General features: G+C 41.9%; 14 protein-coding genes. 9 read left to right on the plus strand and 5 right to left on the minus strand.

The genetic code is table 11. The annotated features are described in order from the left end of the window. Nucleotides 1-7: 7 nt before the first annotated feature. The gene (gene galU, locus ODU39_RS00525; RefSeq protein ID WP_398579621.1) at nt 8-910 is read right to left on the minus strand and encodes a UTP--glucose-1-phosphate uridylyltransferase GalU; all 903 of its coding nucleotides are present in this window, start codon (nt 908-910) and stop codon (nt 8-10) included. A gap of 18 nt (nt 911-928) precedes the next feature. Beyond that, on the minus strand, nt 929-1,945 hold the full coding sequence (locus ODU39_RS00530; RefSeq protein ID WP_105134315.1) for an NAD(P)H-dependent glycerol-3-phosphate dehydrogenase: 1,017 nt from the start codon (nt 1,943-1,945) through the stop codon (nt 929-931). A 221-nt stretch (nt 1,946-2,166) separates the two neighbouring features. Between ODU39_RS00530 and ODU39_RS00535 the strand changes: the two genes are divergently transcribed. Genes ODU39_RS00535 through ODU39_RS00545 form a run of 3 tightly spaced genes read left to right on the plus strand, consistent with a single transcriptional unit; the run spans nt 2,167 to nt 6,100 of the window. Beyond that, nucleotides 2,167-2,616: a MarR family winged helix-turn-helix transcriptional regulator gene (locus ODU39_RS00535; RefSeq protein WP_029752443.1), complete on the plus strand. Its 450-nt coding sequence runs from the start codon at nt 2,167-2,169 to the stop codon at nt 2,614-2,616. Continuing rightward, on the plus strand, nt 2,609-4,315 hold the full coding sequence (locus ODU39_RS00540; RefSeq protein WP_136670541.1) for an ABC transporter ATP-binding protein: 1,707 nt from the start codon (nt 2,609-2,611) through the stop codon (nt 4,313-4,315). Before ODU39_RS00535 ends, ODU39_RS00540 begins: the two co-directional genes overlap by 8 nt. Continuing rightward, nucleotides 4,316-6,100: an ABC transporter ATP-binding protein gene (locus tag ODU39_RS00545; RefSeq protein WP_398579622.1), complete on the plus strand. Its 1,785-nt coding sequence runs from the start codon at nt 4,316-4,318 to the stop codon at nt 6,098-6,100. A gap of 214 nt (nt 6,101-6,314) precedes the next feature. Here ODU39_RS00545 and ODU39_RS00550 read toward each other — a convergent pair whose 3' ends face one another. From ODU39_RS00550 to ODU39_RS00560, 3 genes are all read right to left on the minus strand, one after another. Beyond that, nucleotides 6,315-6,944, minus strand: coding sequence for an ABC transporter ATP-binding protein (locus tag ODU39_RS00550; protein ID WP_014638747.1), 630 nt, complete (start codon nt 6,942-6,944; stop codon nt 6,315-6,317). Next, the gene (locus ODU39_RS00555; protein WP_105138831.1) at nt 6,941-9,049 is read right to left on the minus strand and encodes an amino acid ABC transporter permease; all 2,109 of its coding nucleotides are present in this window, start codon (nt 9,047-9,049) and stop codon (nt 6,941-6,943) included. Before ODU39_RS00555 ends, ODU39_RS00550 begins: the two co-directional genes overlap by 4 nt. A gap of 483 nt (nt 9,050-9,532) precedes the next feature. Beyond that, on the minus strand, nt 9,533-10,189 hold the full coding sequence (locus ODU39_RS00560; RefSeq protein WP_105138830.1) for a geobacillin-26 family protein: 657 nt from the start codon (nt 10,187-10,189) through the stop codon (nt 9,533-9,535). A gap of 516 nt (nt 10,190-10,705) precedes the next feature. Here ODU39_RS00560 and ODU39_RS00565 point away from each other — a divergent pair. The 6 genes from ODU39_RS00565 (at nt 10,706) to ODU39_RS00590 (ending at nt 14,829) form a co-directional block, all read left to right on the plus strand. Then, the gene (locus ODU39_RS00565) at nt 10,706-11,572 is read left to right on the plus strand and encodes a helix-turn-helix transcriptional regulator (protein ID WP_105257639.1); all 867 of its coding nucleotides are present in this window, start codon (nt 10,706-10,708) and stop codon (nt 11,570-11,572) included. 94 nt (nt 11,573-11,666) lie between these two features. Then, nucleotides 11,667-11,825: a hypothetical protein gene (locus tag ODU39_RS00570; protein WP_172026986.1), complete on the plus strand. Its 159-nt coding sequence runs from the start codon at nt 11,667-11,669 to the stop codon at nt 11,823-11,825. 28 nt (nt 11,826-11,853) lie between these two features. Then, nucleotides 11,854-12,297, plus strand: coding sequence for a dUTP diphosphatase (locus tag ODU39_RS00575; protein WP_014638741.1), 444 nt, complete (start codon nt 11,854-11,856; stop codon nt 12,295-12,297). A gap of 6 nt (nt 12,298-12,303) precedes the next feature. Beyond that, the gene (locus ODU39_RS00580) at nt 12,304-12,837 is read left to right on the plus strand and encodes a histidine phosphatase family protein (RefSeq protein ID WP_105257641.1); all 534 of its coding nucleotides are present in this window, start codon (nt 12,304-12,306) and stop codon (nt 12,835-12,837) included. A gap of 6 nt (nt 12,838-12,843) precedes the next feature. Further along, the gene (gene radA, locus ODU39_RS00585; protein WP_398579680.1) at nt 12,844-14,211 is read left to right on the plus strand and encodes a DNA repair protein RadA; all 1,368 of its coding nucleotides are present in this window, start codon (nt 12,844-12,846) and stop codon (nt 14,209-14,211) included. A gap of 123 nt (nt 14,212-14,334) precedes the next feature. Further along, nucleotides 14,335-14,829, plus strand: a complete 495-nt coding sequence (locus tag ODU39_RS00590; protein ID WP_398579623.1) for a beta-class carbonic anhydrase — start codon at nt 14,335-14,337, stop codon at nt 14,827-14,829. The last annotated feature ends 121 nt before the right edge of the window (nt 14,830-14,950 follow it).

Genomic DNA, 14,950 nt, shown 5'->3' on the forward strand with positions numbered 1-14,950 from the left:
GCGATTGCTAGTTTTTCTTTGTATCTAATTTTTTACCAAGATTGATCAAATATTGTTTCAAATCATCTTTTACTTGAGGGTGTTGGAGGGCGTAGTCGATAGAAGTTTTCATGAAACCGAACTTATCCCCAACATCGTAACGGTTACCTTTGAATTCACGAGCGAAAACACGTTGCGTTTTGTTCAGAGTATCAATGGCATCTGTCAATTGAATCTCGTTCCCGGCACCTGGTTTTTGGTTTTCTAAAATCTCAAAGATTTCAGGCGTGAGTAAGTAGCGTCCGATAATAGCAAGGTCAGAAGGAGCATCTTCTGGTTTTGGTTTTTCCACAAAGGTTTCCACACTATAGAGACCGTTGACACCTTCACCTTGTGGAGCGATAACACCGTATGCAGAAACTTCTTCATGAGGAACGGGCATAACAGCAATGGTTGAAGCATGTGTTTTTTCATAGTCATTCATGAGTTGCTTGGTCAATGGGACAGCTTTTGTATCTGTTATGTCCATCAAGTCATCGCCGAGCATGACAACAAAAGGCTCGTTCCCGACAAATGCTTTAGCTTGAAGAACGGCATCACCAAGTCCATGTGGATGGCTTTGACGAATGAAGTGTAGTCGAATGCCTGTTGTCTCATCAACCAGTTTCAACAAATCATTTTTGCCTTTTTCTTTGAGGTTGTATTCCAATTCAAAGTTTGAATCAAAGTGATCTTCGATAGAACGTTTTGACTTACCAGTGACCACCAAAATATCTTCAATACCCGAACGGAGGGCTTCTTCAACGATAAATTGGATGGTTGGCTTGTCAACGATTGGCAACATTTCTTTGGCAAGTGCTTTTGTTGCTGGGAGGAATCGCGTTCCCAAACCTGCTGCAGGAATCACGGCTTTTCTAACTTTTTGTGACATGATAAAATCTCCTTTACTTTATGACCATTCATTTTCATGGCGGAATTCACCCGTCATGATTTCTTTGATGGCATCTTCAATACCCGCACCTTGGTAGATGACCTTGTAGATGGCTTGGGTAATAGGCATGTAAACATCTAATTCCTGAGCCAACTCATAGGCTGCCTTAGTTGTTGAAATACCTTCAATCACCATTCCCATATTGCGTTCTACATCTTCGAGTTTTTCGCCGCGACCGAGCTGATCTCCAGCTCTCCAGTTGCGGGAGTGGACAGATGTACCGGTAACAATCAAATCACCAACACCAGAAAGACCGCTGTAAGTCAGAGGATTTGCGCCCATAGCAACGCCTAGACGTGTGATTTCTGTCAAACCGCGAGCGATAATAGCTGCCTTGGCATTATCACCATAACCAAGTCCGTGTAAAGCGCCAGCGCCGACAGCAATAATATTTTTAAGGGCACCTGCTGTTTCTACACCGATGACATCATTATTTGTATAAAGTCGGAAGTAGTGGTTGCTGAAAAGATTTTGGACGTAGCTGGCTGTTTCTAAGTCTTTTGAAGCTGCAGAAATCAAGGTCAAATCACGGACGATAGTCTCTTCTGCATGACTTGGCCCTGAAACCACGACGATTTCAGAACGGAGTTCAGCAGGAATTTCTTCCTCCAGTACCTCAGACAAGCGCTTGTGACTATCAGGCTCTAAGCCTTTTGAAGCGTGCATGACAACTACCTTGTGTTTGAGAGCTTGTGCGACTTGCTTGGCAACTAGGCGTGTTACCTTGGTTGGCACAACGAAAAGAACCGCGTCAACACCGTCCAAGGCTTCAGTCAAATCCTTATATCCTTTGATGTTTTCATCTAGGATAACATCCTTGAAATAGCGCTTATTTGTATGTTCTTTATTGATTTCGTCGATTTGTTCGGGGACATTTCCCCAAATACGGACAGTATGACCGTTGTCGTTGAGAACTTGTCCTAGGGCGGTGCCCCATGAACCGGGTCCCAAGATGGCAATGGTTTGTTTGGTCATAAAAAATCCTTTCTAGTTGGTGTAATTTAGATATATTATACCATAATTGATACATAAAATCTTATATAAGTTATACAGTATATATATTATGGTTTTTGAGTAAGTAATGGTGCTGAAACAACAAAATATTTTCAGAAAAGAGCAAACGGAATAATTGACAATAGTTCCTAAGAGAACTATAATAGTTCTCATGGTAATTATTTTCGTAGAAAGGAGCTATTATGGGACATACTATTGCAGATTTTCGGAATCTATTAAATCAGATTGAACAAATCAGTGAAACCATTGCAAAGGAATATGATGTGGAGCATCTAGCTGGACCACAGGGATGGGCTCTGCGTTTCATAGCAGAACGGTCTGAAGTTGAAACCTTTGTCAAAGACATTGAAGCGGAGTTGAAGATTTCCAAATCCGTTGCCAGCAATCTAGTTAAGCGAATGGAGAAAAATGACTTTATTCGGGTTTTACCTTCTCAGTTTGACAGACGCTATAAGCAGTTGGTCTTGACAGAGAAAGGTCGGAGCAAGATTTGTCACCTAAAATCCTTCCATGAGGAGATGCACCATTCTCTCTTTCGAGGTATTCAAAAGGAAGAATTTGATTTGATCAGACAGGTGGCCGATCAATTAAAAGAAAATATTCAACACTATAAGGAGAAGAATCATGTTTAAAGAAGCCATTTTACGTTACAAATGGTATGCCTTGGCATCGGTCTTGTTGACGTCTATTGTCGTAGCAACGACCTTGATGCAACCTAGTTATTTACAGGATGTATTAACTGCTGTCTTGGCCAATGATAAGGATGAAATTGTCCGTGTCGGTAAGTTCCTCTTGCTGATTGCGGGAATTGGTCTCTTGGCTGGTCTGACAAATACAATCATGGCAGCTAAGATTTCTCAGGGAGTGTCTGCGGATATTCGTGAGAAGACCTTTCGGAAAATTCAGAGCTTTTCTTATGCCAATGTAGAGGAATTTAATGCAGGGAATTTGGTGGTTCGTATGACCAACGACGTCAACCAAATTCAGAACCTTGTCATGATGCTCTTTACGATCTTGATGCGGGTACCCCTGCTCTTTGTTGGTGCCTTTATCATGGCGGTGCGCACTTTGCCTGAACTTTGGTGGATTATCGTGCTCATGGTCATCCTTATCATGGGAATCATGGCAGTTGTGATGGGCTTGATGGGGCCACGTTTTGGTAAATTCCAGTCCCTCATGGACAAGATGAACAGCATTGCCAAGGAAAATCTACGTGGGATTCGTGTGGTTAAGTCCTTTGTACAGGAGAAGAATCAATACGCTAAATTTAAAGAAGTATCCAATGAGCTTTTGGATCTCAACCTCTTTATTGGTTATGGTTTTTCTATCTTACAACCCTTAATGATGTTGATTGCTTACATGGCGATTTTTGTATCGCTCTATCTGGTATCAGGCATGTTGGACACCAATATGGAAGCAGTTGGGGGCTTTACCTCCTTTATGAGCTACCTTATGCAAATCATGTTTGCGATTATCATGGCTAGTTTCATGGGAATGCAGGCTTCTCGTGCTGCTATTTCCATTAAACGTTTGAGTGAGGTTTTAGATACAGAGCCGGCGATGACCTTTAAAGAAGGTGCAAAAGAGGACTTGGATGGACGGATTGTCTTTGACAATGTCAGCTTTACCTATCCGCATGACACTGAGCCAACTTTGAAAAATATCTCCTTTGAGATTGAGTCTGGTCAGATGGTCGGTGTGGTCGGTGCAACGGGTGCGGGTAAATCAACACTAGCTCAGCTCATTCCGCGTTTGTTTGATCCACAGGAAGGGACTGTGTCAATTGGCGGTCGTGATTTGAAAGACATCAGTCAGGAAACCTTGAGAGATACAGTGTCTATCGTTTTGCAAAAAGCTATTCTCTTCTCAGGGACCATTGCGGACAATTTGCGTCAAGGTGCACCTGGTGCAGATTTGGAACGTTTGGAGCGGGCCGCAGGTATTGCCCAAGCCAAAGAATTTATCGACCGCTTGAATGATACCTATGAGAGCCAAGTAGAAGAACGTGGAAATAACTTCTCAGGTGGTCAGAAACAGCGGATGTCCATTGCGCGTGGGGTGATTAGTGATCCTAAAGTATTGGTGCTAGATGATTCGACCTCAGCCCTGGATGCCAAGTCTGAGAAGCTGGTCCAAGAAGCCCTCAACCATGATTTGAAGGGGACAACGACGGTCATCGTTGCTCAGAAGATTTCTTCTGTTGTCAAAGCTGATAAGATCTTGGTTCTTGATGAAGGTCGCTTGATTGGTCAGGGAACACACGCAGAATTGGTAGCGACAAATGACGTCTACCGAGAAATTTACGAAACACAGAAAGGGAAGGAAGAATAAATGAAGACATTACGTTTTTTCTGGTTTTATTTTAAATGCTATAAGCTGTCCTTTGCTGTGATTTTTCTAGCCATTGTGACGGCAACCTATTTGCAGGTTAAGACGCCTGTTTTCCTGGGTAATGCTATTGCAGAGATGGGGAAAATTGGTCAGGCTTATTTTGCTGCAGAGCAGATGGGGCAGTCAGGTTTTAAGCCTGATATGACTGACTTTAATGAGGTTATGCTCAATCTCTTGTTGGCCTATGTGGCGACTGTGGTATCAACCTTGATTTATACCCTGCTCTTTACACGCATCGTTGCTCATTCAACCAACCGCATGCGAAAAGGTTTGTTTGGCAAGTTGGAACGCTTGACAGTTGCCTTCTTTGATAGCCACAAGGATGGAGATATTCTTTCTCGTTTTACCAGTGATTTGGACAATATCCAAAATGCTTTTAACCAGTCCTTGACTCAGGTAGTGACTAATATCGCTCTTTACATCGGTATGGTTATCATGATGTTCCGTCAGGATACTCGCTTGGCTTTGGTAACTATTGCATCCACGCCAGTTGCTTTGATTGCCCTAGTGATTATCATTCGCCTGTCACGGAAATATACTGATAAGCAACAGGCTGCGGTGTCTAAACTCAATGCCTACATGGATGAGAAGATTTCAGGACAAAAAGCGATTATTGTACAGGGTGTGCAGGAAGAGACTATTGATGGTTTCTTGGAGCTCAATGAAGAAGTTCGTCGCACAACTTTCAAGGGACGTTTGTTTGGTGGGATTCTCTTTCCATTTATGAACGGTATGAGCTTGGTTAATACTGCCATTGTTATCTTTGCAGGTTCCAGCATTGTTCTCAATGATAGCTCGCTGGAAACAGCTGCCGCACTTGGTCTGGTCGTGACTTTTGTACAGTATTCGCAACAGTATTACCAGCCAATCATGCAGATTGCATCTAGCTGGGCAGAATTGCAGTTGGCTTTCACAGGTGCTCATCGTATTCAGGAAATGTTTGATGAGCCTGAGGAAGTTCGTCCTCAAAACGCTCCGCTATTTACCGAATTAAAAGAAGGTGTTGAAATCAAGGACATCGACTTTGGCTACCTGCCAGGTCAGAAGGTCTTGGACAAGGTGTCCATTTCAGCTCCTAAGGGAAAAATGGTGGCGGTCGTTGGTCCGACGGGATCTGGTAAGACTACCATTATGAACTTGATCAACCGCTTCTACGATGTCAATGGCGGTAGCGTGGCCTTTGACGGTCGCGATATTCGGGAATATGATTTGGATAGTTTGCGGGATAAGGTCGGCATTGTCTTGCAGGAATCGGTCCTCTTCTCTGGCACTATTGCGGACAATATCCGCTTTGGTGATGAGAGCATTTCGCAAGAAATGGTGGAAACCGCAGCCCGTGCCACCCATATCCACGACTTTATCATGAGCTTGCCAGAGGGTTATGAAACCTTTGTGACCGATGATGAGAATGTCTTCTCCACAGGTCAGAAACAGCTGATTTCCATTGCCCGTACGCTCTTGACAGATCCACAGGTCTTGATTTTGGACGAAGCAACGTCTAACGTTGATACCGTAACGGAAGCCAAAATCCAAAAGGCCATGGAGGCCATTATCGCAGGACGGACCAGCTTCGTCATTGCCCACCGCCTCAAAACCATTCTCAATGCGGATGAAATCATCGTCCTCAAAGACGGAAAAGTTATCGAGCAAGGCAACCACAGCCAGCTCCTTAAACTCAATGGCTTCTACGCCGAACTCTACCACAACCAGTTTGTGTTTGAATAGGGAAGATAGAAAAGGTCTGAAAACCAGATGAGCTGGTTTTCAGACCTTTTCTTGTTGTATCTAAATTGTTCTTGAATATGATAACCTCGGCAGAGTCAATGCCGTATTCGGGTCAGGCCATAGACGACCTGCTTCTGGGTGTGGAAGTACCTCACTTGTGAATGCAGGTTCTTAGCGGAAAGCTTATTCGCAAAGGGTGTAGAAACTATCTAAATCATAAACGAACAATCCGCTGACACTTATCGGCAATATATGGATCGTGTGTGACGATAATTACTGTTTTTCCACTATTATTCATTTCTATGAGAAATTGCAGGATTAAGTCCCTATTTTCCTGATCTAATGATCCCGTTGGCTCATCTGCCAAGATAAGATTGCTTGGTTTTAGTAGAGCACGAGCGATAGCAATTCGCTGTTGTTCTCCTCCAGACAGCTCGGAAATTTTTTGTTTTAGCGTGTTTGCTAGTCCGATTTTTTCTAGTATATTTTTTATAGACTCTTCCTTTTCCTTTTTTGATAATCTGGTATATTTTAATGCCATCAGGAGATTATACTCGACGCTTTCGTTCTCAATTAGAGCAAAATTTTGGAATAGATAGGAAATTTGTTCCCGAATTATTTTTTGAGATGTCCTAGTGTTTACAGGTACGTTTGAATGACCAAATAGGAGGTAATTTCCTTCGTATTCACCGTCAAGCAAGCCAATGATGTTTAGTAATGTTGTTTTTCCGCTACCACTTTTTCCAACAATTGCGACTAGTTCACCTTGTTCAATGTTGAGGGAAAAATCATGTAGGATATGTTTTTGACCAATCTTTTTAAAGATATGTTCTAAATGAATCATAGGTTCTCTCCTTTCAAGTATTGTACAAGATTTTTTTGCTCCATGCGCAGTGATGTAAATAGGAAAATACCCCCATCAGCAATGGCAAATAGTAAAAAAAGTGCAAGAGGAAATAGTGACTTACCAGCTATCAAAATAACTGGAAGAGGTAGCAAATATAGTAGAGTTAGTCCGATTAGAATAGGTTTGTAGCGGTCAAAAAGTGACCATCCTAAAAATTTCATAGTGATGATATGAGATTTTCTCCAAAGAAACATACTTTTTACAATAAAATAGGAAACAACAATGCTCAGTAAGCAGATAATCGCAAACAGGGTGACGAAGTTACGACTAGCGTCTCGGAAACTATCTACACGTCCTTGTTGAATAGATTTTATTGATGAGAATTTGAAATAGCTATCATCAGGCAATTTCTGAAGAATTTGTTCGATTTTTTGTTGATGTTGAGGGGAATTTGCAATTTTAATTGGGCTACTTAGTCCAGTATTTGATAGATGTGCTTTATCTTCCCACGACATATCATTGTCATTGACCAGGCTAATCATTGGATTAGTGAAATTGTTGGATAAGGTTTCATTGTATGGGAAGAATGTCCAGTCGCCGTCATAATAAATGTATTCAACATCTACCTCGCTGACTGTTTTTGCCACTTGTTCTTCATATTTCAGTGACAGAAAACCAATCAATTTTGCTAGATTTTTGTTAGACTCTTCATTCTCTTTCATTGATGCTGGAAAGAGTACAGTCAATTGTTTACTTGTATGTGGAATCGGAAATCCTATACTTTCTAGATAGGTTTTGTTGGCGTATAGAACAGGGATGTCATTAGCCAATGTTGAATGTTCAAATTCTTTAAGATGTGAGAAATTGCCAGGGTTTATGATACTAGAACGAATATAGTAAGTTGGAAGATTTTCTGTCAAATTCTTATATAAGGAGTAATAATATTGATGAGCTTTGTCGGAACCAGACAGGCTATCTTGCCAGAGTTGATTTCCTGATTTTACGGTTTCGAGTGTTAGGAAATCTCCCTGTTTTTCCCATTGTTCTTGATAGTTCAATTCTTGGTGTTCCTCATAAATGCTATTTCCGACACCAATCATCAATATAGTGATAAGAAGTGTGAGACAGCATTTGAAGAAATTATTGATATAGAATCCTGTTTTGAAGGAAACAAATCCTTTTATGATAGATGCGGCATTAATGCGTTGGATAATTGTGATGACTAAAATGTTGATGAGTAGATAGACTTGAAGGAGGATAAAATGCGCTAACAGCATCATAGTTGTAAAACCTTGAGGCATGTAGTCAAAAAACAGAAACGATAAACTATTTAGAATGATACTACCGATTCCTATGATTAGTATATTTTGTTTTACATAGCGATAGAAAATCTCTAAGTTACTGTATCCAAGTATTTTTTCAACGCCGATATGTTTGATATCTAAAATTGGTTGGTAAACAGAAGTTAATGAAAGGAGTAAAAATGCGATACAGCAGATGAGTGCTACTAGTAGCAAGTCTCTGTTTATTAATTCTACTGCTGTTTCAAAGGTTGGAGTCAATAGTGTAGAAGAATCAATATTGAAAAAATGACTTAATTCCTGTACGATTTCAGTGTCGTTTATGGATTTTGTTGATGTGACGGTATACTGACCATTTAGTGTATGGGATGTATCTTGAAAATAGTTTTTTAAAGTGATGAGCCGTATCGTCTTGGCCTGCAAAAATGTTGGGATATGCCCTAGTTTGTCGGAGGATTGTATATTTGTATAAGATCCACTTCCGTCTTCGTTAAAAGTAAGTTGCTGGATTCCAAAATCTTTATAAGGAAAGGTCTCATGAGAAAAAACACCTGCTTTTATTACCTCGGTGTTGCTATCTGTTTTGACAATTGAAACGTCGTATTTATCAGCAATTTTTTCAAAAAAATGCAGTAAATCCTGTGAAGGAACGGCACTATCGCGTAAATAAAATTGAAATGAATAGTCAGTCGTTCCTAATTCACGTATACGATTGATTTCCTTTGTATAGTGTAGATTTACAACGATAAAACTGACACAACACAGAAGTAGAATCATACAGAAATGGTTTAGCCTTTTCATCTGAACACCTCCTTATAAACGCTTTCCGACCAGCACACCAATAGAGCTGGTCGGAAACTAACTATCTTTTTGAATTTGACTATCAGTCATTTAGCAATTGATGAGTAACAGTTGTTCCCGATTACCCTACTATCAAACATTTCTGAGCATGGTAATCGTTTTTCTCTTAATTTCATGGTCTGTGGAAAACTAATTTCAGTGCATATCAAAAACCATAGAAATATTCCATGCCAGTTGGTGGGATTTTGGTAATAAAAGATAATAATCCTAAAAGCAGTATATACTCAGCGGATTATTATCTTTTACATAGATGATTGTTTAATCAACCACCTAACTCTTTTACCAATAACAAAATACTTACAACTAAACTTCCTCCAAACATCAAATATCCTAGATAAATTAAATATTTAGGGCGCTCATTTCTTAAAGAATATATAAGATATAAGGAAGTTAGGTTTAAAATAAGTAGTAATAGATTCAATTTTACGCTCTCTTATAATTATAAAGCGCCCTATCATATATCGGAGGTAATTGATTAGCAATACCGACAACTGAAGCTATCGAAGTTATGGCGCCAATAGCACCAACTCCTCCTGATATCAAAGCGCCGATTACCGTTGCTCCTAGCTCCCATCCAGCAGTTTTAAGTAAATCCATTTCTACATTTCTTATATTATCAACATCTCTCATAAAATTATCTATATATCCAGCATTACTACTGGTTCTAGTAACAGTTTTAGATACAGGATTTCCACCATAAGAAATGTGAGAAACTTTTAAAGTATATCGATTACCTGAAGAAGAATACGACCACGGACTAAACATACTACTATTAGCCGCTCTTAAAACATTAGCACTTAATGCTTCTGCTCCAATCGCATATATATCATACGATGAAATATCTCCTCCTCTATCAATATCCAAAATTTTGGTATCTTTATGATAGGTATAAATTACGTATTCATTAAGTTCGGGAGAAAACGTTCTAATTGTTTTATGCATATTATCTTCACTAATTACCTCAGTTTGTAAATTGACTGATATTTCATTAGCAAATGTTGTAATAATACTGATTGGTGAACAACTTACACCAATCACCAAAGTCGCCAGTAAAATAGAAGCACATTTTTTTATTTTCATACATTCTACCTCCTCGTAAAATACGGTTTGAATTAAACTTAGGAAACTAATCATTTATTTCTTTTGATAAGTCCGACACTGCATACCAAGTTAAAATGTGTCTAATGACAAAGTATATAGCTAAAATATATTATAAGATTTAGATTTTTACGCATTATTTAGCAAGATGTATCACAAATGCTTAACCATCTTTTTTATATCAACATAAAGTGTATATGTACCTACTCCCCTCTCCACCCAACATATAGTTTCCAGTCTTTTTCCTCCTTTCCAGAGTGGTGAGATGGTGGTATCTTATTTATTTGTTGATAATTGGTATAATCAGATTCCATCCACCCCCTAAAAGTTGAGGTGCTAGTAAGATGGCTGAGTAAGTTAAAAGTAAAAGATAGTTTTTCCAAGTTTTCATAAGAAGACCTCCTATCATTTTGTTTGTTTTTATTTACTATTATGGTATCATGTAGTAAATGTGATTGATGAAAGCGTAAACATTTCTCACAGTTTTAGGAGGTTATGATGAGGTGGGATTTTGGAACAGTCTTAAAAGAGATTCGCAAATCAAAAGGGCTTAGTCAGCAGGAAGTTTGTGGAGATACCTTGTCACGGACGACCCTATCAAAAATTGAAAACAACAAAGAATACCCTACCATTGCCCACTTTTCCCATATCCTCCGTCAGCTGGATATGACCTTTGCAGAGTTTGACTATATCTGCCATGCCTATCAGCCTTCGGAGCGTTCTTCTATCATCCATCGCTTTGAAAATCTGAGAGGACAATTTTTTTCTGAATCAGGCTGTCAGGATTTTTTGTACCAAGTAGAGCAGTATTTGAAGAGGCAAGAAGATATACGGGTTCAGCGGATAGAACAGCAATTACGCTTAATCTTATCTATTTATCAAACAGGAGATAGGGAGCGTACCAGACAGTTGGGACAAGCACTCTGGAAGGAATTGGAGAAGTCAGATACTTGGTATTTAGCTGATTTTCGTAAGTTGGGGTTGGTACTTCCTATCATTCCTGTATCTCATTTGAAAGGCTTTGTAGATAAAATCTTGCTTTCCTTGGACAAGTATAAGGACTTCAGAGATGTACAGGTTAGTCAGTTTGCTTTTCTCTATAATCTATCGACCGTTTTGCTGAAAAATGGGGAGTATCAACTTTGTGTTTCAGTAATGGAGAGAGTTTACACCATGGCTCAGGAAAGTATGCGGATTGATTATGTAGGCATGGCCAATGTCCGTATGGGCATCTTTCAGCAGGATAGAGGGATGGTGGACCAGGGGCTTGCTATTCTTCGAGCCGCAGACTTGCTAGAGATGGTTGAACAGTTGGAGCAAGAAGTCGAGGAGTATTGGGAGATTTTTTGCTCGGAAGAGGTTTGAACTGCTTGAGCTAGTTTATATTTATAGCACCTGTAGGTCAGGTGTTTTTTTGCTGAAAATCGCAGGCTTTGATGAATTAGTGTATAATAGACCTATGATTGGAATACGAGTTTACTTCCCTCGCAGTGTCTATTTTCGCAAGGTTGACCAAAACTTGTGGCTACGTGCAGCTCGCTTTGATGACGAGTATGCCTTTCCCTTAACAACACTTTTTGCATTTGTGACGAAAAATGCGAATGAATACAATGAATAAAAAGAAGAAAATGATGTAAGGAGTTCTTATGAAAGTTCGTGGATTCGAACTGGTCAGCCAGTTTACTGATGAAAATTTATTGCCAAAACGTGAGACAGCCCACGCAGCAGGTTACGACCTAAAGGCTGCGGAGAGGGTCAGTTTGGAGCCAGGTGAGATTAAGCTGGTGCCAACGGGTGTCAAGGCCTATATGCAGTCCAACGAGGTCCTCTATCTCTATGACCGTTCGTCCAACCCTCGCAAGAAGGGGCTGGTCCTGATTAACTCAGTTGGGGTTATCGACGGCGACTACTACGGCAATCCAGCCAATGAAGGTCATATCTTTGCTCAGATGCGAAACATCACAGAGGAAACTGTCGTGGTGGAAGCCGGCGAGCGGATCGTACAGGCTGTTTTTGCACCCTTCCTCTTGGCTGATGGTGACCAGGCCGACGGCGTCCGGACGGGCGGATTTGGCTCGACGGGGAAATAGACTACTATGCAGATTCTCTTTGTGCGGCATTCCGAGCCTGACTATAGTATGTTTGACCAGCATGAAAATCCTCGGCTGTACGCAGGTTTTGGACGGGATCTGGCTCCCCTGACTGAAAAGGGAAGGGCTTTGGCCCAGGAAGTTGCCAGCAGTCCTGTTTTTGCTCAGGCTCAGGTGGTTATCACTTCAAGTGTCACGCGGGCCTTGGAGACTGCAACTCACATTGCTCATGCCCAGCAACTACCTCTTCTGGTCGAGCCCTTTTTTCATGAGTGGCGACCAGACCTACTGGGACAAAATGCCAGTCAAGATGAGGCTATCTTAGCTCATCGATTATTTTTGGAAAATAGCGGAGCGGTGCCTGAGTCTTCTCCTGTTCGTTATGAGACTGCTGCGGAGATGAAAGAGCGATTTTTACAGGCCCTTGAAAAATACAAAGCCTATGACCGAATCGTTATCGTCTGTCACGGTATGCTGATACGCCAGTTTGTCCCTAAAGAAACTATAGCCTACTGCGAAATCCTAGAATATACTATATAGGAGGAAATCATCATCGCTAAGAAAAAAACAACCTTTGTCTGTCAATCCTGCGAGTACCACTCGCCCAAGTATCTGGGCCGTTGCCCCAACTGTGGCTCCTGGTCTAGCTTTGTCGAGGAAGTGGAAGTCGCTGAAGTTAAGAATGAGCGGGTCAGCCTGACAGGTGAGAAGACCCGACCCATGAAGCTCAATGAAGTTTCCTCTATTCAAGTGGTTCGCACCAAGACTAACATGGAGGAGTTCAACCGTGTCCTCGGAGGTGGTGTGGTGCCAGGCAGTCTGGTCCTGATCGGAGGCGATCCAGGGATTGGGAAATCCACCCTGCTCTTACAGGTATCTACCCAGCTTTCGACCATTGGCACCATCCTCTATGTGTCGGGGGAAGAGTCTGCCCAGCAGATTAAGTTGCGAGCGGAGCGTCTGGGGGACATCGACAGCGAGTTCTATCTCTATGCGGAGACCAATATGCAGAGCATTCGGACCGAGATTGAGAAGATAAAACCAGATTTCCTGATTATCGACTCTATCCAGACAATTATGAGCCCTGACATCTCCAGCGTGCAAGGCTCTGTCAGTCAGGTCCGTGAAGTGACCAATGAACTCATGCAGATTGCCAAGACCAACAACATCGCAACATTCATCGTCGGCCACATGACCAAGGAAGGAACCCTGGCTGGACCGCGGACCTTGGAGCACATGGTGGACACAGTTCTCTATTTTGAGGGCGAGCGGCAGCACACCTTCCGTATCTTGCGGGCGGTCAAAAACCGCTTTGGCTCCACCAACGAAATCGGCATTTTTGAAATGCAGTCGCAGGGTTTGGTCGAAGTCCTCAATCCTAGCGAGGTCTTTCTGGAAGAGCGTCTGGACGGGGCGACTGGCTCTGCCATTGTCGTGACCATGGAGGGCACCCGCCCTATCCTTGCCGAAGTGCAGGCCCTGGTGACTCCGACCATGTTTGGCAATGCCAAGCGGACCACGACAGGCTTGGATTTCAATCGTGCCAGCTTGATTATGGCGGTTTTGGAAAAACGGGCAGGCCTGCTCCTCCAAAACCAAGATGCCTACCTCAAATCAGCAGGTGGTGTCAAACTGGATGAGCCAGCTATTGACCTAGCGGTCGCAGTTGCCCTTGCCTCCAGTTACAAGGATAAGCCTACCAACCCACAAGAGTGCTTTATAGGCGAGATAGGCCTGACAGGTGAAATCCGCCGCGTCAATCGGATTGAACAACGGCTTAACGAAGCCGCTAAATTGGGCTTTACCAAGGTCTATGCCCCCAAAAATTCTCTGACAGGTATCAAGGTGCCCAAGGAAATCACGGTTATCGGTGTGACTACCATTGGCGAAGTCTTGCAGAAAGTATTCAACTGATGAAATCATTCGGGAGTGACAGCTAGTCGCTTCTCTTTTTGCGACAAATAGTCGGGAATGTGATAAGCTAGGTCTAACCTATTTCTGAAAATTTCAGAAATTCTCATCAGACAAGGAGGTCCTATGTCTTATTTTCAAAACTTTATGAAGGCCAACAAGGCCTATGTTGACCTGCATGGTGATTACCATTTGCCTCTTCGTCCAAAGACAAAGGTGGCTATCGTGACCTGTATGGACTCACGGCTTCACGTGGCGCAGGCCTTGGGCTTGGCTCTGGGTGATGCCCATATCCTACGGAATGCGGGTGGGCGCGTGACGGAGGACATGATTCGCTCGCTAGTCATTTCCCAGCAGCAACTCGGCACAAGGGAAATCGTGGTGCTCCACCATACAGACTGCGGTGCACAGACCTTTACCAATGAGGACTTTGAGGTCCAACTCAAGCGGGATTTGGGAGTGGATGTGGCTGGTCAGGACTTTCTTCCTTTTACAGACATTGAAGAAAGCGTGCGGGAGGATATTGCTCTCTTGAAACAATCTCCGCTCATACCTGACGACGTTGAAATTTTTGGTGCGGTTTATGATGTGGATACGGGGCGTATGACAGAAGTTATATAGGAATGCTCAGGAAGTTCGGTTTTTCCTGTAAATTTTATCTGAATGGCCGAGAAATCCTTGACAAGTTTTTTTGAATGAGATAAAATTGTATTATCACAACAGAACAAACAAAGAGATAAAT

The sequence above is a fragment of the Streptococcus sp. 2021WUSS126 genome (assembly GCF_044427255.1).
GTDB lineage: Bacteria > Bacillota > Bacilli > Lactobacillales > Streptococcaceae > Streptococcus > Streptococcus hashimotonensis.